Source organism: Bacteroidales bacterium (assembly GCA_012519055.1).
Taxonomy (GTDB): Bacteria; Bacteroidota; Bacteroidia; order Bacteroidales; family Salinivirgaceae; genus JAAYQU01.
Window position 1 is genome coordinate 35,873 of the sequence record JAAYQU010000046.1, and the last position, 16,016, is coordinate 51,888.

The 16,016-nt window shown below is 37.9% G+C and carries 30 protein-coding genes; all 30 read right to left on the reverse strand.

Annotation, left to right across the window (positions count from 1 at the left end; all coding sequences use genetic code 11):
* Positions 1-75: 75 nt before the first annotated feature.
* From rplQ to fusA, 30 genes are read right to left on the reverse strand one after another with little or no spacing between them, the layout of a single operon-like run.
* Positions 76-585 carry a 50S ribosomal protein L17 gene (gene rplQ, locus GX311_09620; protein NLK16640.1) on the reverse strand — a complete coding sequence of 170 codons (510 nt, stop codon included), beginning with the start codon at positions 583-585 and terminating at the stop codon, positions 76-78.
* Positions 586-590: 5 nt separating this feature from the next.
* Positions 591-1,580: a DNA-directed RNA polymerase subunit alpha gene (locus tag GX311_09625; GenBank protein ID NLK16641.1), complete on the reverse strand. Its 990-nt coding sequence runs from the start codon at positions 1,578-1,580 to the stop codon at positions 591-593.
* A gap of 12 nt (positions 1,581-1,592) precedes the next feature.
* A complete protein-coding gene (gene rpsD / locus GX311_09630) occupies positions 1,593-2,201 on the reverse strand; it encodes a 30S ribosomal protein S4 (GenBank protein NLK16642.1) in 609 nt (202 codons plus the stop codon).
* Positions 2,202-2,224: 23 nt separating this feature from the next.
* On the reverse strand, positions 2,225-2,614 hold the full coding sequence (rpsK, locus tag GX311_09635; protein ID NLK16643.1) for a 30S ribosomal protein S11: 390 nt from the start codon (positions 2,612-2,614) through the stop codon (positions 2,225-2,227).
* A gap of 17 nt (positions 2,615-2,631) precedes the next feature.
* A complete protein-coding gene (gene rpsM, locus GX311_09640; GenBank protein NLK16644.1) occupies positions 2,632-3,009 on the reverse strand; it encodes a 30S ribosomal protein S13 in 378 nt (125 codons plus the stop codon).
* A 45-nt stretch (positions 3,010-3,054) separates the two neighbouring features.
* Positions 3,055-3,171, reverse strand: a complete 117-nt coding sequence (gene rpmJ, locus GX311_09645) for a 50S ribosomal protein L36 (GenBank protein NLK16645.1) — start codon at positions 3,169-3,171, stop codon at positions 3,055-3,057.
* Between the two features lie 6 nt (positions 3,172-3,177).
* Positions 3,178-3,399: a translation initiation factor IF-1 gene (infA, locus tag GX311_09650; protein NLK16646.1), complete on the reverse strand. Its 222-nt coding sequence runs from the start codon at positions 3,397-3,399 to the stop codon at positions 3,178-3,180.
* Between the two features lie 13 nt (positions 3,400-3,412).
* Positions 3,413-4,741 (reverse strand): preprotein translocase subunit SecY, encoded by a 1,329-nt coding sequence (secY, locus tag GX311_09655; GenBank protein NLK16647.1) that lies wholly within the window; start codon positions 4,739-4,741, stop codon positions 3,413-3,415.
* Between the two features lie 3 nt (positions 4,742-4,744).
* Positions 4,745-5,191: a 50S ribosomal protein L15 gene (gene rplO / locus GX311_09660; GenBank protein ID NLK16648.1), complete on the reverse strand. Its 447-nt coding sequence runs from the start codon at positions 5,189-5,191 to the stop codon at positions 4,745-4,747.
* A gap of 5 nt (positions 5,192-5,196) precedes the next feature.
* Complete coding sequence (rpmD, locus tag GX311_09665; GenBank protein ID NLK16649.1) at positions 5,197-5,382, reverse strand: 50S ribosomal protein L30; 186 nt, start codon at positions 5,380-5,382, stop codon at positions 5,197-5,199.
* 14 nt (positions 5,383-5,396) lie between these two features.
* Positions 5,397-5,909, reverse strand: coding sequence for a 30S ribosomal protein S5 (gene rpsE / locus GX311_09670; protein NLK16650.1), 513 nt, complete (start codon positions 5,907-5,909; stop codon positions 5,397-5,399).
* A 6-nt stretch (positions 5,910-5,915) separates the two neighbouring features.
* A complete protein-coding gene (locus tag GX311_09675; GenBank protein ID NLK16651.1) occupies positions 5,916-6,275 on the reverse strand; it encodes a 50S ribosomal protein L18 in 360 nt (119 codons plus the stop codon).
* Between the two features lie 17 nt (positions 6,276-6,292).
* Positions 6,293-6,853 carry a 50S ribosomal protein L6 gene (gene rplF / locus GX311_09680; GenBank protein ID NLK16652.1) on the reverse strand — a complete coding sequence of 187 codons (561 nt, stop codon included), beginning with the start codon at positions 6,851-6,853 and terminating at the stop codon, positions 6,293-6,295.
* An 11-nt stretch (positions 6,854-6,864) separates the two neighbouring features.
* Positions 6,865-7,260: a 30S ribosomal protein S8 gene (rpsH, locus tag GX311_09685; GenBank protein ID NLK16653.1), complete on the reverse strand. Its 396-nt coding sequence runs from the start codon at positions 7,258-7,260 to the stop codon at positions 6,865-6,867.
* 20 nt (positions 7,261-7,280) lie between these two features.
* Positions 7,281-7,550 (reverse strand): 30S ribosomal protein S14, encoded by a 270-nt coding sequence (gene rpsN, locus GX311_09690; GenBank protein ID NLK16654.1) that lies wholly within the window; start codon positions 7,548-7,550, stop codon positions 7,281-7,283.
* 3 nt (positions 7,551-7,553) lie between these two features.
* Positions 7,554-8,111 carry a 50S ribosomal protein L5 gene (rplE, locus tag GX311_09695; protein ID NLK16655.1) on the reverse strand — a complete coding sequence of 186 codons (558 nt, stop codon included), beginning with the start codon at positions 8,109-8,111 and terminating at the stop codon, positions 7,554-7,556.
* Between the two features lie 2 nt (positions 8,112-8,113).
* Positions 8,114-8,434: a 50S ribosomal protein L24 gene (gene rplX, locus GX311_09700; protein ID NLK16656.1), complete on the reverse strand. Its 321-nt coding sequence runs from the start codon at positions 8,432-8,434 to the stop codon at positions 8,114-8,116.
* A gap of 18 nt (positions 8,435-8,452) precedes the next feature.
* Positions 8,453-8,818, reverse strand: coding sequence for a 50S ribosomal protein L14 (gene rplN, locus GX311_09705; GenBank protein NLK16657.1), 366 nt, complete (start codon positions 8,816-8,818; stop codon positions 8,453-8,455).
* Positions 8,819-8,820: 2 nt separating this feature from the next.
* Positions 8,821-9,081, reverse strand: a complete 261-nt coding sequence (gene rpsQ / locus GX311_09710; GenBank protein NLK16658.1) for a 30S ribosomal protein S17 — start codon at positions 9,079-9,081, stop codon at positions 8,821-8,823.
* 11 nt (positions 9,082-9,092) lie between these two features.
* Positions 9,093-9,296, reverse strand: a complete 204-nt coding sequence (gene rpmC, locus GX311_09715; GenBank protein NLK16659.1) for a 50S ribosomal protein L29 — start codon at positions 9,294-9,296, stop codon at positions 9,093-9,095.
* Positions 9,297-9,310: 14 nt separating this feature from the next.
* Complete coding sequence (rplP, locus tag GX311_09720) at positions 9,311-9,733, reverse strand: 50S ribosomal protein L16 (protein ID NLK16660.1); 423 nt, start codon at positions 9,731-9,733, stop codon at positions 9,311-9,313.
* Between the two features lie 25 nt (positions 9,734-9,758).
* Positions 9,759-10,466, reverse strand: coding sequence for a 30S ribosomal protein S3 (gene rpsC / locus GX311_09725; protein ID NLK16661.1), 708 nt, complete (start codon positions 10,464-10,466; stop codon positions 9,759-9,761).
* 6 nt (positions 10,467-10,472) lie between these two features.
* Positions 10,473-10,880, reverse strand: a complete 408-nt coding sequence (gene rplV / locus GX311_09730) for a 50S ribosomal protein L22 (GenBank protein NLK16662.1) — start codon at positions 10,878-10,880, stop codon at positions 10,473-10,475.
* Positions 10,881-10,899: 19 nt separating this feature from the next.
* Positions 10,900-11,169, reverse strand: coding sequence for a 30S ribosomal protein S19 (gene rpsS, locus GX311_09735; GenBank protein NLK16663.1), 270 nt, complete (start codon positions 11,167-11,169; stop codon positions 10,900-10,902).
* 21 nt (positions 11,170-11,190) lie between these two features.
* The gene (rplB, locus tag GX311_09740; GenBank protein ID NLK16664.1) at positions 11,191-12,015 is read right to left on the reverse strand and encodes a 50S ribosomal protein L2; all 825 of its coding nucleotides are present in this window, start codon (positions 12,013-12,015) and stop codon (positions 11,191-11,193) included.
* Positions 12,016-12,024: 9 nt separating this feature from the next.
* On the reverse strand, positions 12,025-12,315 hold the full coding sequence (gene rplW / locus GX311_09745) for a 50S ribosomal protein L23 (protein ID NLK16665.1): 291 nt from the start codon (positions 12,313-12,315) through the stop codon (positions 12,025-12,027).
* Between the two features lie 11 nt (positions 12,316-12,326).
* Positions 12,327-12,959, reverse strand: a complete 633-nt coding sequence (gene rplD, locus GX311_09750) for a 50S ribosomal protein L4 (GenBank protein NLK16666.1) — start codon at positions 12,957-12,959, stop codon at positions 12,327-12,329.
* Positions 12,959-13,576: a 50S ribosomal protein L3 gene (rplC, locus tag GX311_09755; protein ID NLK16667.1), complete on the reverse strand. Its 618-nt coding sequence runs from the start codon at positions 13,574-13,576 to the stop codon at positions 12,959-12,961. The genes rplD and rplC overlap by 1 nt, the downstream gene beginning before the upstream one ends.
* 6 nt (positions 13,577-13,582) lie before the next feature.
* Positions 13,583-13,888: a 30S ribosomal protein S10 gene (gene rpsJ / locus GX311_09760; GenBank protein NLK16668.1), complete on the reverse strand. Its 306-nt coding sequence runs from the start codon at positions 13,886-13,888 to the stop codon at positions 13,583-13,585.
* A 9-nt stretch (positions 13,889-13,897) separates the two neighbouring features.
* A complete protein-coding gene (gene fusA / locus GX311_09765) occupies positions 13,898-16,009 on the reverse strand; it encodes an elongation factor G (GenBank protein NLK16669.1) in 2,112 nt (703 codons plus the stop codon).
* Positions 16,010-16,016 lie beyond the last annotated feature (7 nt).

Sequence of the window (16,016 nt, forward strand, 5' to 3'; positions counted from 1 at the left end):
AATAAAAAGGGATAAAGTTACACTTCATCCCTCTCTAGTCTTGAAGATATTATTTTGAATATCTATTTTAAAAAATTATTCTGCAGTTTCTGCAGTTTCATCAGTTTCAACACTGTCATTATTTTCTATAGCCTCATGTTTTGCTTCAACTGTTTCAGTTTTTTTCGCACCACGGCCACGACGCGTTGATTTTCTCTTAGTTGTAGTTTCTTTCGCTACATCGTGATCAAAGAAATCAACCAATTCGATAATTGCCATTTCGGCATTATCTCCTTGTCTATTGCCTTTTCTAAGGATACGTGTATATCCTCCTGGTCGGCTTCCCACTTTGGTTGCAACTTCTCTGAAAAGTATAGTTACGCTCTCTTTATTTTGTAGGTAACTAAAAACAATGCGGCGAGAATGTGTTGAGTCAACTTTTGATTTTGTAATCAAAGGCTCAACATATGAACGTAAAGCTTTAGCTTTTGCGACCGTAGTCTCAATTCTCTTATGCATAATAAGCGATGATGCCATATTAGCGAGCATTGCTTTGCGGTGCGAGCTTGTACGTCCTAAATGATTAAATCCTTTTTTATGTCTCATTAGTATTATTCCTTATCAAGTTTATACTTACTTATATCCATGCCGAAAGACAATTTAATAGATGATAAAAATTCTTCCAGCTCAGCAAGCGACTTCTTTCCAAAATTACGGAATTTCAATAAGTCGTTTTTATTATAAGTTACTAAATCTCCTAAAGTCTCGACATCAGCTGCCTTGAGACAATTAAGCGCTCGTACTGACAGATCTAAATCTGAAAGGCGAGTTTTTAACAGTTGTCTCATGTGTAGAACTTCCTCGTCGAACTCTACTCCATAGCTTTCTTCGGTCTCTAGTGTTATTTTTTCGTCGGAAAATAGTGCAAAATGGTGAATTAGTATTTTTGCTGCCTCTTTAAGTGCATCTTTCGGATGTATCGTACCATCAGTTGTTATTTCAATAGTCAGCTTATCGTAATTGGTTTTTTGCTCAACTCTAAAGTCATCTCTCCTATATTCAACATTAACAATAGGAGTATACACAGAGTCGACAGCAATCACACCTATCTCACCTGTCTGAACAAAATTCTCTTCGGCAGCAACGTATCCGCGTCCTTTATTGATTGTGATAACCATTTGCAACTTAACATCTTTTGTCATATTGCATATGACAAAATCTTTATTAACCACCTGAAAATTAGATAGGTATTTATTAAGATCACCGGCTAAGAATTTTTCTTTTCCAAGAATTGTAACATTAATTGTCTCCTCATCAAAGTCGGGAACAACTTGTTTTAATCTAATTTCTTTTAAATTAAGAACTATATCTGTTACATCTTCAATTACACCAGGAATGGTTGTAAATTCGTGGTCAACACCCTCAATTTTAACGCTGGTTATGGCAAAACCTTCTAACGATGAGAGTAAAATCCGACGGAGAGCATTACCAATTGTTAAAGCATATCCGGGCTCCAACGGACGGAATTCAAATGTGCCGACGTAATCATCGGACTCAATCATGATAACCTTGTCAGGTTTTTGAAAAGCTAGAATCGCCATATACCTATTTTTTTACTTAGAATACAATTCAACTATTAGTTGCTCTTTAATATTTTCTGGGATATCTTCTTTTTGAGGAACGCTTAAATATTTTCCTGTCAATGTTGAACTATCCCATTCTATCCATGAGTATTTACTTACTTTATTTCTTTCTGTACTTTCAGTAATTACTTCCAATGATTTTGAACGTTCTCTTACTCCAACTATATCACCTGGTCGTACGCCGTATGATGGAATATTTACAACTTCACCGTTAACGGTAATATGTTTGTGACCAACTAATTGACGAGCTGCTGCTCTGGTTGGTGCAATACCCATTCTATATACTACGTTATCTAACCTGGCTTCAAGCATTTGAAGTAGAATTACACCGGTAACACCTTGTTTACTTCGAGCTTTCTTGTAATAATTCAAAAACTGTTTTTCAAGAATACCGTATATGTATTTTGCTTTTTGTTTTTCGTTAAGCTGTAAACCGTATTCTGATTGTTTTCTTCGTCTTCTATTAGCTCCGTGTTGTCCGGGAGGATAATTTTTACGTTCGAAATGTTTGTCTGCGCCGTAGATTGGTTCTCCGAAACGGCGAGCAATTTTTGTCTTGGGTCCAATGTATCTTGCCATTTTTTCTTTCTTTTTGCGGTTAATTAAACTCTTCTACGTTTTGGAGGTCTGCATCCATTGTGCGGTAGCGGTGTAACGTCAACAATCTCGGTAACTTCAATTCCTTTATTATGAAGTGTTCTGATTGCAGACTCTCGCCCGGCACCGGGACCTTTTACATAAACCTTCACTCTACGTAAACCGGCGTCATAGGCAACGGTAGCACACTCTTCCGTAGCAACTTGTGCTGCATAAGGAGTGTTCTTTTTTGACCCTTTAAATCCCATTTTACCAGCCGATGCCCATGAAATAACGTCTCCATTCATGTTCGTAAGTGTAATAATAATATTATTGAACGAAGAGTGAATGTGCGCTTGTCCTGTAGGCTCGACCTTAACCACTCTTTTTCGAGTGCTTCTTGACTTTTGTGCCATAATTTACAAATCTCTAATTATTTAGTCGCTTTCTTCTTGTTTGCCACAGTTTTACGTTTTCCTTTACGTGTACGGGCATTGTTTTGGGTGTTTTGTCCACGAACTGGTAACCCAATACGATGACGAATTCCTCGGTAACAACCGATATCCATCAATCGTTTAATGTTCATCTGTACTTCAGAGCGCAGTTCGCCCTCAAGTTTGTATTGTTCACCTAATATGCGACGTAATTCTGCTATTTGATCGTCGTTCCAGTCTTTAACCTTAATATTACGGTCTATTCCTGCTTCAGCTAAAATTTTATTTGCGCTGCTACGTCCTATTCCATAAATAGCAGTTAAACCTATTTCGCCACGCTTATTCTTAGGTAAATCTACGCCTACTAATCGTGCCATATATTCTCTTTTACTTTGTTAAAAAGGTTTGCAAAGTTAATAAAATTATCCTTGTCTTTGTTTAAACCTAGGATTTTTTTTGTTGATTACATATACGCGTCCTTTGCGTCTGATTATTTTATCATCCGCTGAACGTTTCTTAACTGATGCTCTTACCTTCATTGTGTTTTAATTTTTATATCTGAAAACAATTCTTCCTTTTGTTAAATCATAGGGTGACATTTCTACTTTAACTTTATCACCCGGTAAAATTCTAATATAATGCATTCGCATTTTTCCACTGATATGTGCGGTTATAACATGTCCGTTTTCTAATTCTACGCGAAACATAGCATTAGATAACGCTTCTGTTATAGTTCCATCTTGCTCAATGCTTGCTTGTTTAGCCATATCCTCAGTTTGTTTACGCTGACCTGCGACCTTTAATTCTACCAGATTTCAATATTCCGTCGTAGTGGCGCATCATCAAATGACTGTCAATTTGCTGCAATGTGTCAAGACAAACTCCAACTAAAATAAGTAGAGAAGTACCTCCATAGAATTGGGCAAATCCTGTACTAACGCCTGCCGCAGCAGCAAATGCAGGTAAAATTGCTATTAAAGCTAAAAATAGTGAGCCGGGAAGAGTAATCCTTGACATAATAGTATCAATAAACTCAGCTGTCTTCTTGCCAGGTTTAACGCCAGGAATGAAACCTCCGTTACGCTTCAAATCTTCAGCCATTTGCGTAGGATTGATAGTTATTGCGGTATAGAAATAAGTAAATCCTATTATTAACAACGCAAACACAACGTTATACGCTACACTTGTATAATCAGTGAATGCAGCAGCAAAACCGGTTGCAGCTTCCGAGCTTGAGAATCCCAATATCATAACCGGTATAAACATTAACGCTTGTGCAAAAATGATAGGCATAACACCTGATGCATTAATCTTTAACGGTATATATTGACGAACTCCACCATACTGTTTATTTCCTACAATGCGCTTTGCATATGTTACAGGCACTTTTCTTGTTCCTTGTACCAACAATATAGCTAATATAATAACTGCTGCCAGCATTATCATCTCAACCAAGAAAATAACTAGTCCACCACCTTGTTCCTCAACTCTTGAAATAAATTCAGCTACGAAGGCAAATGGCAAACGAGCAACTATCCCAACCATAATTATTAGGGATATCCCGTTTCCAATTCCTCTGTCGGTTATTTTCTCGCCAATCCACATCACAAACATTGTTCCTGCTGTCAGTATTACAACACTTGTGACTTTAAACAGTGTGCCGCTTATAATAAAAGCATCAGCTGGTAATGTTGCACTTAGGTTTGCCAAATATGCGGGAGATTGAAGAATAAGAATCGCTACGGTTAAGTATCGCGTAATTTGATTCATTTTTCTTCTTCCGCTTTCTCCTTCACGTTGTAACCTTTGGAAATAAGGAATGGCTATACCCAAAAGCTGTATGACGATTGAAGCCGAGATATAAGGCATAATTCCCAATGCCATAACCGAGGCATTTGAGAAAGCACCGCCTGAGAACATATCCAACAGACCTAATACTCCGCCTGCCGTTTGATCTGACAGAGCCTGAAGTTTAGTTGGATCAATGCCTGGAAGTACAACATGTGCTCCCAGACGATAAACCAACAATAGACCTAATGTTGTCAATATTCGTTTTCGGAGATCTTCGATCTTCCAAATATTCTTTAAGGTTTCTATTAGCCGTTTCATTGATTAAAGTTTTATAACGTTTCCGGATTGCGCTTCTATTGCTGCTTGTGCAGATTTTGAGAAAGCGTGTGCTTTTACTTCTAATTTTGAACTAATCGTTCCGTTTCCTAAAATTTTAACCAAATCACTTTTAGAAACTAAACCATTTTCTATTAATGTATCCACATCAATAGTTGTAGTATTAAGTTTATCGGCTAATGATTGAATAACATCAAGATTAATAGCCTTATACTCTTTGCGGTTTGGGTTTGTGAAACCAAATTTTGGAAGACGTCTTTGCAAAGGCATTTGACCTCCTTCAAAACCGACTTTTTTGGCGTATCCTGATCTTGACTTAGCTCCGTTTAAACCACGGGTTGCATGACCTCCGTGACCGGAACCTTCACCACGTCCAATACGTTTACTATTACGTACTGATCCTTTGGCGGGGGTTAAACTGCTTAAATCCATAAGGCTTATTTTTTTATTTCGGTAACTTCTACCAAATGTTTAACTTTATCTACCATGCCAATTATTTCCGGAACATTTTCATGTTCAACGGTTTGGCGAATCTTACGCAACCCTAGTGCTTCTAGTGTTCGTTTTTGTCTCTGGGTGCTGCCAATACTGCTGCGAACCTGTGTAATCTGTATTTTAGCCATAACTTCAATTTTGTTTATCCGTTAAAAACTTTTTCAAGATCTATTCCACGTTCAGTTGCAACTGCGTAGGCATCACGAAGTTGTGTTAAAGCCACCATTGTTGCTTTTACAACGTTGTGAGGGTTACTTGAACCTTGTGATTTTGCAAGAACATCTTGTATTCCAACGCTTTCAAGAACAGCACGCATAGAACCCCCAGCTTTAACTCCCGAACCAGGAGATGCTGGTTTTACTAATACCCTTGCTCCACCGTACTTTCCTGTTGTTTCATGAGGAATTGTGTTGTGAATAATAGGCACTTTTATCAAATTTTTCTTTGCTTCTTCTACTGCTTTTGAAATAGCGGTTGTAACCTCTCCGGCTTTTCCTAATCCGTATCCAACTATTCCGTTTTCATTTCCAACAACAACTATTGCCGAGAAACTGAACGTTCTACCACCTTTTGTAACCTTAGTAACTCTATTTATAGCTACCAATCGATCTTTAAGCTCGAGGTCACTGGTTTTTATCTTTCTTATTCCTGACATAACTGATTAAAATTTAAGACCTCCTTCGCGTGCTCCTTCAGCCAAAGATTTTACTCTTCCATGATAAAGGAATCCGCCACGATCAAAGGTTACATTTGTAATTCCTTTCTCTATTGCTCGTTGGGCGATAAGTTTTCCAACAAGATTTGCAGACTCGGTTTTCGTGATATTTTTCTTCTCTGCAATCTCTTTGCATAAAGATGAAGCTGCTACAAGAGTATTACCTTTAACATCGTCAATAAGTTGAACAGAGATATTGGCATTACTCCTGTAAACGTTCATTCTGGGGCGTGCTTCTGTCCCCAATACGCGTTTGCGAATACGATATTTAATTCGTTGTCTGCGCTCTTTTTTATTTAGTGACATAGTTTTCTTTCCTCCTATTAAGAACTTTTGACTGCTGACTTACCAGCTTTACGACGAACTATTTCATTTTCGTATCTAATACCTTTTCCTTTGTATGGTTCAGGTTTTCTCAACGATCTGATTTTTGCAGCCACATGACCAATTAGTTGTTTGTCGATACTCGACAACGTAATCTTAGGATTTGATCTTCTGTCGGACTTAGCTTCTACAGAAATTTCTTTCGGAAGTTCTATAAAAATACTGTGTGAATAACCTAAGTTAAGTTCCAGCATTTGTCCGTTAGCTTCTGCGCGAAAACCTACACCAACAAGCTCAAGCGTAATATTATAACCCTCTGAAACTCCAACCACCATGTTTTTTACAAGAGATCTTGTCAAACCATGTAATTCTCTATGTTGTTTGTTATCAGTCGGGCGAGTTACAACAACAGCATTATTCTCAACTTTTATCTCCATTTCTGGATCAAATGATTGTTGAAGCTGTCCTTTCGGCCCCTTTACTGTAACATTGTTCGATTTATCAATGTTAACAGTAACTCCAGCCGGAATATTTATCGGTAATTTACCTATCCGTGACATTTTAATCTGTTTTAATATACGTAACAAATAACTTCTCCGCCAACATTTTGTCGACGAGCTTCTTTATCTGTAATCACTCCGTGTGAGGTTGACATTATAGCTATGCCTAATCCGTTAAGGACTCGTGGAATATCATCCACATTGACATACTTACGTAAACCTGGTCTGCTAACACGTTGAATACTTTTAATAACCGGTTGTTTTGTGGAAGGGTTATATTTCAAAGCTATTTTAATTGTTCGATGAGTTGCATCAGGCTCTTCGAACTTGTAATTTAAAATATAGCCTTGTTCATAAAGTATCTTTGTGATAGCTTTTCTCATATTTGAAGACGGTACTTCAAGGACTTTATGTTTTGCCATTGAAGCATTTCGTATTCTTGTTAAAAAATCGCCAATTACATCCATTGTCTGTTGTTAATTAAAGTTTACCAACTTGCTTTTTTTACTCCGGGAATTAATCCCTGATTTGCCATTTCGCGGAAGCATATACGACTAATACCAAATTGTCTCATATAACCTTTTGCTCTGCCAGTTAATTGACAGCTGTTGTGTAGTCTTACTGGTGAAGCATTTTTGGGTAATTTTTGCAATCCAACATAATCACCTGCTGCTTTTAATTCAGCACGTTTTTTTGCATATTTTTCGACAAGTTTAGCGCGTTTTCTTTCGCGTGCTTTCATTGATTCTTTTGCCATAGCTTAATTCTTTTTTTCATTTTTAAATGGAATACCAAAAGCTTTAAGTAATGCATAAGCTTCTTCATCAGTTTCCGCTGTGGTGACAAAAGTTATGTCCATACCCATAATATGGTTTATTTTGTCGATGTCGATTTCGGGAAATATAATTTGCTCTGAAATTCCCAGAGTATAATTTCCACGTCCATCTAGTTTGCCTCCCACTCCTTGGAAGTCGCGGATTCTTGGTAAAGCTACACAAATTAATCTTTCTAAGAACTCGTACATTTGTTGACGCCGCAATGTTACCTTCACACCTATCGGCATTTTCTTACGTAGTTTGAAGTTTGAAATGTCTTTTCGCGATAGTGTAGGAACAGCTTTCTGTCCAGCTATAGCGGTCATTTCGTTAACTGCTGTGTCAATTAACTTACGGTCTGCAGTTGCTTTACCAACTCCTTGATTGAGAACAATCTTTTTCAAACGAGGTACTTGCATAACTGAGGTATATTTAAACTCAGATTTTAATGCAGGGATTATCTCCTCGTCATATTTTACTTTTAAATTTGGGACGTAAGCCATTGTTAAATCTCCTCTCCTGATTTTTTCAAAAATCTAACTAATTTTCCTTTATCATTCAAACGACGACCCACTCTTGAGGGTTTGCCTGTTTTGGGATCTTCAGGTAGAAGGTTTGAAATATGAATAGAACCCTCTTTTTTGATAATCCCACCATTTGGATACTGGGCATTAGGTTTCGTATGTTTTGAAATCATGTTAACACCTTCAACTATTGCTCGCTCGTTTTTAACATCAATTTCAAGAACTTTACCTTTTTGTCCTTTTGAATTTCCTGATAGTACAACAACTATGTCGCCCTTCTTGATATGTAATTTTTTTCGCATTTCTAAAATGTTTTGCGGTTACAATACTTCAGGTGCCAAAGATACTATTTTCATGTATCCATCACGTAATTCTCTGGCAACTGGTCCAAAAATGCGGGTTCCTCTAATTTCACCCGCAGGGTTCAACAATACACATGCATTGTCATCGAAGCGAATATAAGAGCCGTCGCTGCGTCTAACCTCTTTACGTGTTCTAACGACAACTGCTCTGGCTACTGATCCTTTTTTCACCTCGCTTAATGGCACTACATTTTTAACGGCTACTACTATGATATCACCGATACTTGCGTATTTTTTCTTTGAGCCACCTGGTACATTTATACAAAGTACCTCTTTTGCTCCACTGTTATCAGCAACAGCAAGCCTTGATTCTTTCTGTATCATGATTACTTCGCTCTTTCAATTATTTCTACTAATCTCCAATTTTTGGTCTTGCTCAAAGGGCGTGTCTCCATGATTCTAACGGTGTCGCCGATATTGCATTCGTTCTTTTCGTCATGCGCTTTTAGCTTCGTTGTAGCTTTGACGAATTTTTCGTAAATTGGATATTTTACTTTTCTTTCTACAGCCACAACAATAGACTTATCCATTTTATTGCTGACCACTACACCGACTCTTTCCTTGCGTAGGTTTCTTTTATTTTCCATCACACACAAAATTAATTTGTTGTTTTAGTTAATTCTCGTTGTTGTAACTCGGTCATCAATCTTGCTATATCTTTTTTCAACAAATTAATTTGCATCGGATTATCTAACGGCGATACTGCGTGATTGATTCTCAATTGAGTTAATGTGCTTTTGAGATCTTGTATGCGTTCTCTCAAATCTTTATCGTTTAATTCTCGTACTTCTGACATTTTCATATCTCTATCCTTTCTTAATTTTCATGATAGTCTGAACGAACAATAAAGCGAGTTTTAACCGGTAATTTTTGTGCGGCTAAACGCAATGCTTCTTTAGCGACATCCAAAGGTACACCTTCTGCTTCAATAATAATGCGTCCGGGTGTAACTGGAGCGACAAATCCTTCTGGAGCACCTTTCCCCTTACCCATACGAACCTCAGCAGGTTTTTTAGTAATAGGCTTGTCTGGGAAGATTCTTATCCAGATTTGTCCTTGACGTTGCATATAACGAGTAACAGCAACCCTTGCTGCTTCTATTTGGCGTCCATCAATCCATGCATTTTCGAGTGTTTTTATTCCAAATGACCCAAAAGCAAGTTGATTTCCTCTTTGTGCGTTTCCTTTCATTCGTCCTTTCTGACTACGACGGAACTTTGTTTTCTTAGGTTGTAACATTGTTTTATCTCCCTAATTTGTAAGGTTATCTTCGCTTTCTACGGAATCCTCTTGTTGGTTTTGCGCTCGTTGGACTTGATTGTCTTGCATTTGGCGACAAATCACGTTTTCCGTACACTTCACCTTTGAAAATCCATACTTTAATGCCCATTAGACCAAACTTGGTTTGTGCTTCACCTAAATTATAGTCAATATCAGCACGTAATGTGTGCAATGGAATACGTCCTTCTTTGTATGTTTCAGAGCGTGCCATTTCTGCACCACCAATGCGTCCAGATAATGTAACTTTTACGCCTTTTGCACCTACTCTCATACTTGAAGCAATAGCTGTTTTAATTGCTCTTCTGTATGATACACGACCTTCAAGTTGACGTGCAATATTATGGCTAACCAAAGTTGCGTCCATTTCGGGGCGTTTAATCTCAAAGATATTGATTTGAACATCCTTGCCTGTAAGTGTTTTCAATTCCTCTTTGAGCTTATCAACTTCTTGTCCGCCTACACCAATAATTATACCAGGTCTTGCTGTGTGTATGGTAATTGTAACGAGTTTTAACGTTCTCTCAATTACAATTCTTGACACACTTGCTTTAGCAAGTCTAGTTTGCAGGTATGTGCGAATTTTCTTATCTTCTACAAGCTTATCGGCATAGTTATTACCACCGTACCAATTGGAATCCCATCCTCTGATGATTCCTAAGCGATTTCCTATAGGATTTGTTTTTTGTCCCATTGAATTTTAGTTTTCTATTGTATTAAGGCTGCCCAATACGATTGTAACATGATTTGAACGCTTGCGAATTCGATATGCACGTCCTTGCGGTGCTGGTCTCAATCTCTTAAGCATTCTAGCTGAATCAACATATGCTTCTTTTACATATAAGCCTGCTTCTTCAATTCTTGCTCCTTGATTTTTATTTTGCCAATTAGAAATAGCCGACATAAGTAATTTTTCAACTCTTCTGGCTGCTTCCTTTTGCGTAAATTGCAAAATATCAAGTGCTTTGTTAACTTCTTTTCCTCGAATTAAATCGACTACTAATCTCATTTTTCTTGGAGAAGTTGGGCAATCTTTAAGAGATGCAAATGCTTTTTGCTTATTTGCCTCTTTTCTTTCTTGTGCTTTTATACGTTTTCTTGCACCCATTATTCCTCAGTTTTACATGTTATTTATTTTTCTTACCAGCATGTCCTCTGAAGATACGAGTAGGCGCAAACTCTCCTAGTTTATGTCCTACCATATTTTCTGTAATGTACACAGGTATAAACTTATTCCCATTGTGAACGGCAACAGTATGACCTACAAAATCGGGAGAAATCATTGATGCTCTTGACCAGCTTTTAACAACTTGTTTTTTGTTATTAGCATTCATTTCAAGAATTCTTTTCTCTAATTTGTAGTCAATATAGGGTCCTTTTTTTAATGAACGACTCATAATATCAATAGTTTATCTGTTCTATTTTTTTCTACGCTCCAAAATGTAACGACTTGAAGCTTTTTTCGGATCACGAGTTCTATATCCTTTAGACATTAAACCTTTACGCGATCTTGGATGCCCACCACTGGCACGTCCTTCTCCACCGCCCATTGGGTGGTCAACCGGGTTCATAGCTACACCACGAACACGGGGTTTGCGTCCTAACCAACGACTACGACCTGCTTTACCTGATACTTCAAGGGCATGGTCAGGATTTGATACAGAGCCGATAGTTGCTTTACAACTTGTAAGGACAAGTCTGGTTTCGCCCGAAGGCAATTTAATAATAGCATATTTACCGTCACGGCTTGTGAGTTGAGCATGTGACCCTGCACTACGTGCTAAGCTGGCTCCTCTACCAGGGGTTAGCTCAATGTTATGAATAATTAATCCTAATGGAATTTCAGACAAATAAAGGGTATTGCCTATTTCTGGGCTTACTCCGTACCCTGATTCAATTTTCTGTCCTACTTGTAATCCATGAGGAGCAATAATGTAACGTTTTTCTCCATCAGCATAAACAACTAATGCAATCCTTGCCGAACGGTTTGGATCGTATTCAATTGTTTTGACAGTAGCGACCATATTTTCTTTCTCACGTTTGAAATCAATAATGCGATACTGTCTCTTGTGACCTCCACCTCTATTTCTCACTGTCATCTTACCGGTGTTGTTACGACCACCAGAACTTTTGAGGCTTTTCAACAGTGATTTCTCAGGTGTTTTTGTGGTAATACTTTCAAAATTGCTTACCACTTTGTGTCTTTGTCCCGGTGTTACCGGTTTTAATTTTCTTACACCCATTGTTGTTGATTAAATATTACTGTAAAAATCAATTGTGTGACCCTCTTTAAGTGTAACAATTGCTTTTTTAAAAGCATTTGTTTTTCCATAAATTACGCCACTTTTGGTGTTTCGTGCTCGCGTCTTACCTCCGTAAACCGATGTATTAATACTCTCGATTTTTACATTGTACATTTTTTCGATTTCTCTACGAATCTCAGGCTTTGTAGCGTTCTTACTTACAACAAAACCTACTCGATTGAATTTTTCACTAATCTCAGTCATTCTTTCTGTGATAAGTGGTTTAATAATAATGCTCATTTTCTTTGGTTTTATTGTTTGTTAAACATTGATTCTACATTTTTAATACTACTTTCTGTAAAAACTAAAGTTTTTGCATTAAGTATATTGTATGTAATCAAACCATTGTTTGTTACTACTTTAGCATTCCTGATATTTCGCGCCGAACGTATAATGTTTTGGTTTACGTCAGGAAGCACCATTAAGGATTTCTGATTTTCGATTTTTAAGTTGCTAAGAATTGCAACGTATTCTTTTGTTTTTGGAGCTTCTAACGTGAAGTCCTCAATAACGATAACTTGTCCGTTCTTAGCTTTGTAACTTAATGAAGATATTCTCGCCAATCGTTTTAGTTTTTTGTTTAATTTAAAACGATAACTACGAGGTCTTGGTCCGAATACAGTTCCACCTGATGCGAATAACGGAGATTTTAAAGAACCTGCACGGGCTCCTCCGGTACCTTTTTGACGCTTAATCTTACGTGTACTTCCTGCAACTTCACCTCTTTCTTTTGTTTTGTGCGTACCTTGTCTTTGATTAGCAAGATATTGTTTTACATCGAGATAAATTGCGTGATCATTTGGCTCTATGCCAAAGATTTCTTCACTTAACTGAACTTTACGTCCGGTATCTTTTCCTTCGATATTATAAACACTTAGTTCCATTAGTCTTCAATAATTAAGTATTGTCCTTTTGCTCCTGGTACCGAACCTTTAACTAAAAGTAGATTGCTTTCTGGGATAATTTTAACGATTCGAAGGTCAATCATTTTAACTCGATTACCTCCTGTTTGCCCAGCCATTCGCTTCCCTTTAAAAACGCGTGAGGGAGTGGATGCAGCTCCGATTGAACCGGGTGCTCTTAGACGATTGTGTTGACCATGTGTTGATTCGCCAACACCGCCATATCCGTGGCGTTTCATTACGCCTTGGAATCCTTTCCCTTTCGATATTCCCACCACATCAACCCAATAGCTGTCTGTGAAAATATCGACTGTCAATACATCACCGGGTTTAAGCTCTTGCTCAAAATCCTGAAATTCAGCTAATTTGTGATAAGGATTTACTCCGGCTTTCTTAAAATGTCCAAGCATTGGTTTTGTAACATTCTTTTCAGATGTTTCGATAAAACCAAGCTGATAAGCGCTATAACCATCTTTTTCGACGGTCTTAACTTGTGTGACAACACAAGGGCCCGCTTCGATGACGGTGCATGGGATATTTTTCCCCTCGGCACTGAACACCGATGTCATTCCAATTTTTTTTCCAATTAGTCCTGCCATTTTTTATCAGACTTTAATTTCAACTTCTACACCACTTGGCAACTCAAGTTTCATAAGCGCGTCAATAGTTTTAGCCGTTGAGCTATAAATATCTAATAGGCGTTTGTGTGAATTTAACTCAAATTGCTCACGTGATTTTTTATTAACAAATGTTGATCGCAAAACTGTAAAAATTCTTTTGTGAGTTGGGAGTGGGATCGGACCACTAACAACTGCACCTGTAGCCTTCACTGTTTTAACAATCTTTTCTGCTGACTTGTCGACCAAATTATGGTCATAAGATTTCAGTTTAATACGAATTTTTTGGTTCATAATAGTTTGTTATAACAAATCTGTTCTTCCTTTAACTTTTTCTAATACATTCAAAGCAATATTTTTTGGCACTATATCGTAATGAGAAAACTCCATTGCGTACGATGCGCGTCCTGATGAGAGTGTTCTTAATACTGTTACGTAACCAAAATTTTCAGCTAGTGGCACTAGTGCTTTGATAACTCTGTCGCCACTCTTTTCATCCATACCACTAATAGTTCCACGACGTTTATTAATATCACCAATAATATCACCCATATACTCTTCGGGTGTTGTTACTTCTACTGACATTATTGGCTCTAACAAAAGTGGAGACGCTTTGCGGGTTGCTTCTCTAAATGCAAATTTTGCACAAAGCTCAAATGATAGTTGGTCTGAATCAACCGGGTGATATGAACCATCTATCAAGGTAACTTTCATATTATCGAGTGCATATCCTGCAAGGGGTCCGTTTTGCATGGCTTCTTTAAATCCCTTTTCGACTGAGGGTATATATTCACGCGGAATATTTCCGCCTTTTACTTCGTCAATAAATTGTAATCCTGTCTGTCCTTCATCTGCCGGCTCGATTCTTACAATAATATCTGCAAACTTACCTCGTCCACCTGTTTGTTTTTTAAACACTTCGCGGTGCTCTACGGCTTTTGTTATGGATTCTTTATATTTAACCATTGGCGCACCTTGATTGCATTCTACCTTAAATTCACGTAGCAGACGATCAATAATTATTTCAAGATGCAACTCTCCCATTCCACTAATAACTACCTGACCTGAATCCTGATCAGTATGTACATTGAAAGTTGGGTCTTCTTCCATCAACTTTGAAAGTGCATTATCCATTTTGTCAGAGTCAGCCTGCGTTTTAGGCTCAATAGCCACATCTATTACAGGATCAGGAAACTCCATTTTTTCAAGAACTATTGGCTTGTCAGGATCGCAAAGTGTATCTCCTGTACGTATGTTTTTAAGTCCAACAACAGCACATATATCGCCCGTACCAATTACATCCATAGGATTTTGTTTGCTGGCATGCATCTGAAAAAGTCTTGAAATCCTCTCTTTTTTTCCAGTTCTCGTGTTAAGAACATTCATTCCTGTTTCCAAAACTCCAGAATAGACTCTTACGTAACACAATCTTCCTACATATGGATCGGTTGCCACCTTTACGGCCAGAGCACTTAGTGGCTCTTCTTCGGATGGTTTACGTTCGATAACTTTATCAGGGTTATCTAACATTGTTCCTTGTACTGCGTCAATGTCGACAGGACTTGGCAAATAAGCGCAAACAGCATCTAAAAGGCGTTGAATTCCTTTGTTTTTAAATGCTGCTCCGCACATTACGGGCACCATAACTCGAGCAATTGTTGCTTTTCTCAGTGCCGCACGCATCTCTTCAGCTGTAATCGCTTCCGGATCTTCAAGATATCTCTCAAGTATTTTATCATCAGCTTCGGCAATTGCTTCAACCATTATATGACGATATTCATTTACCTGATCCATTAAATCAGCCGGAATATCTATATAATTATAATTTGTCGTGCCGGTTTCATCGTCATACCACTGTATTGCTCTTTTTTCTACCAAATCGACAACACCTCTGAATGTGTCTTCAACACCAATAGGGATTTGTATTGCAACTGCGTTAGCTTTCAAGCGGTCGCGCATTTGTTGTATAACGTTGAAATAGTCTGCTCCTACGCGATCCATTTTGTTTACAAATGCAATCCGAGGAACATTGTATTTATTTGCTTGTCTCCAAACAGTTTCTGACTGTGGCTGTACGCCTCCAACTGCGCAGTAAACTGCTATGGCTCCATCTAAAACCCTGAGATATCGCTCTACTTCGACAGTAAAATCGACGTGTCCAGGAGTGTCTATTATATTTATTTTGTATTGAGTATCTTGATATTTCCAATATGTTGTTGTCGCTGCCGAAGCTATTGTAATGCCTCTCTCCTGCTCTTGCTCCATAAAATCCATGGTGGCAGCTCCATCATGTACTTCACCCATACGATGAGTCTTACCCGTGTAGAATAAAATCCTCTCGGTAGTCGTAGTCTTACCGGCATCAATGTGTGCCATAATGCCGATGTTACGGGTTAAGTTTAAATTGGAACTCATGGGTTAT

Coding starts and splice junctions, on each gene's coding strand:
- rplQ (NLK16640.1), bottom strand. CDS start 585: ATGAGACATAAAAAAGGATTTAATCATTTAGGACGTACAAGCTCGCAC.
- GX311_09625 (NLK16641.1), bottom strand. CDS start 1,580: ATGGCGATTCTAGCTTTTCAAAAACCTGACAAGGTTATCATGATTGAG.
- rpsD (NLK16642.1), bottom strand. CDS start 2,201: ATGGCAAGATACATTGGACCCAAGACAAAAATTGCTCGCCGTTTCGGA.
- rpsK (NLK16643.1), bottom strand. CDS start 2,614: ATGGCACAAAAGTCAAGAAGCACTCGAAAAAGAGTGGTTAAGGTCGAG.
- rpsM (NLK16644.1), bottom strand. CDS start 3,009: ATGGCACGATTAGTAGGCGTAGATTTACCTAAGAATAAGCGTGGCGAA.
- rpmJ (NLK16645.1), bottom strand. CDS start 3,171: ATGAAGGTAAGAGCATCAGTTAAGAAACGTTCAGCGGATGATAAAATA.
- infA (NLK16646.1), bottom strand. CDS start 3,399: ATGGCTAAACAAGCAAGCATTGAGCAAGATGGAACTATAACAGAAGCG.
- secY (NLK16647.1), bottom strand. CDS start 4,741: ATGAAACGGCTAATAGAAACCTTAAAGAATATTTGGAAGATCGAAGAT.
- rplO (NLK16648.1), bottom strand. CDS start 5,191: ATGGATTTAAGCAGTTTAACCCCCGCCAAAGGATCAGTACGTAATAGT.
- rpmD (NLK16649.1), bottom strand. CDS start 5,382: ATGGCTAAAATACAGATTACACAGGTTCGCAGCAGTATTGGCAGCACC.
- rpsE (NLK16650.1), bottom strand. CDS start 5,909: ATGTCAGGAATAAGAAAGATAAAAACCAGTGACCTCGAGCTTAAAGAT.
- GX311_09675 (NLK16651.1), bottom strand. CDS start 6,275: ATGTCACTAAATAAAAAAGAGCGCAGACAACGAATTAAATATCGTATT.
- rplF (NLK16652.1), bottom strand. CDS start 6,853: ATGTCACGGATAGGTAAATTACCGATAAATATTCCGGCTGGAGTTACT.
- rpsH (NLK16653.1), bottom strand. CDS start 7,260: ATGGATGTAATTGGCGATTTTTTAACAAGAATACGAAATGCTTCAATG.
- rpsN (NLK16654.1), bottom strand. CDS start 7,550: ATGGCAAAAGAATCAATGAAAGCACGCGAAAGAAAACGCGCTAAACTT.
- rplE (NLK16655.1), bottom strand. CDS start 8,111: ATGGCTTACGTCCCAAATTTAAAAGTAAAATATGACGAGGAGATAATC.
- rplX (NLK16656.1), bottom strand. CDS start 8,434: ATGCGAAAAAAATTACATATCAAGAAGGGCGACATAGTTGTTGTACTA.
- rplN (NLK16657.1), bottom strand. CDS start 8,818: ATGATACAGAAAGAATCAAGGCTTGCTGTTGCTGATAACAGTGGAGCA.
- rpsQ (NLK16658.1), bottom strand. CDS start 9,081: ATGGAAAATAAAAGAAACCTACGCAAGGAAAGAGTCGGTGTAGTGGTC.
- rpmC (NLK16659.1), bottom strand. CDS start 9,296: ATGAAAATGTCAGAAGTACGAGAATTAAACGATAAAGATTTGAGAGAA.
- rplP (NLK16660.1), bottom strand. CDS start 9,733: ATGTTACAACCTAAGAAAACAAAGTTCCGTCGTAGTCAGAAAGGACGA.
- rpsC (NLK16661.1), bottom strand. CDS start 10,466: ATGGGACAAAAAACAAATCCTATAGGAAATCGCTTAGGAATCATCAGA.
- rplV (NLK16662.1), bottom strand. CDS start 10,880: ATGGGTGCAAGAAAACGTATAAAAGCACAAGAAAGAAAAGAGGCAAAT.
- rpsS (NLK16663.1), bottom strand. CDS start 11,169: ATGAGTCGTTCATTAAAAAAAGGACCCTATATTGACTACAAATTAGAG.
- rplB (NLK16664.1), bottom strand. CDS start 12,015: ATGGGTGTAAGAAAATTAAAACCGGTAACACCGGGACAAAGACACAAA.
- rplW (NLK16665.1), bottom strand. CDS start 12,315: ATGAGCATTATTATTAAACCACTTATCACAGAAAGAATGACTGAGATT.
- rplD (NLK16666.1), bottom strand. CDS start 12,959: ATGGAACTAAGTGTTTATAATATCGAAGGAAAAGATACCGGACGTAAA.
- rplC (NLK16667.1), bottom strand. CDS start 13,576: ATGGCAGGACTAATTGGAAAAAAAATTGGAATGACATCGGTGTTCAGT.
- rpsJ (NLK16668.1), bottom strand. CDS start 13,888: ATGAACCAAAAAATTCGTATTAAACTGAAATCTTATGACCATAATTTG.
- fusA (NLK16669.1), bottom strand. CDS start 16,009: ATGAGTTCCAATTTAAACTTAACCCGTAACATCGGCATTATGGCACAC.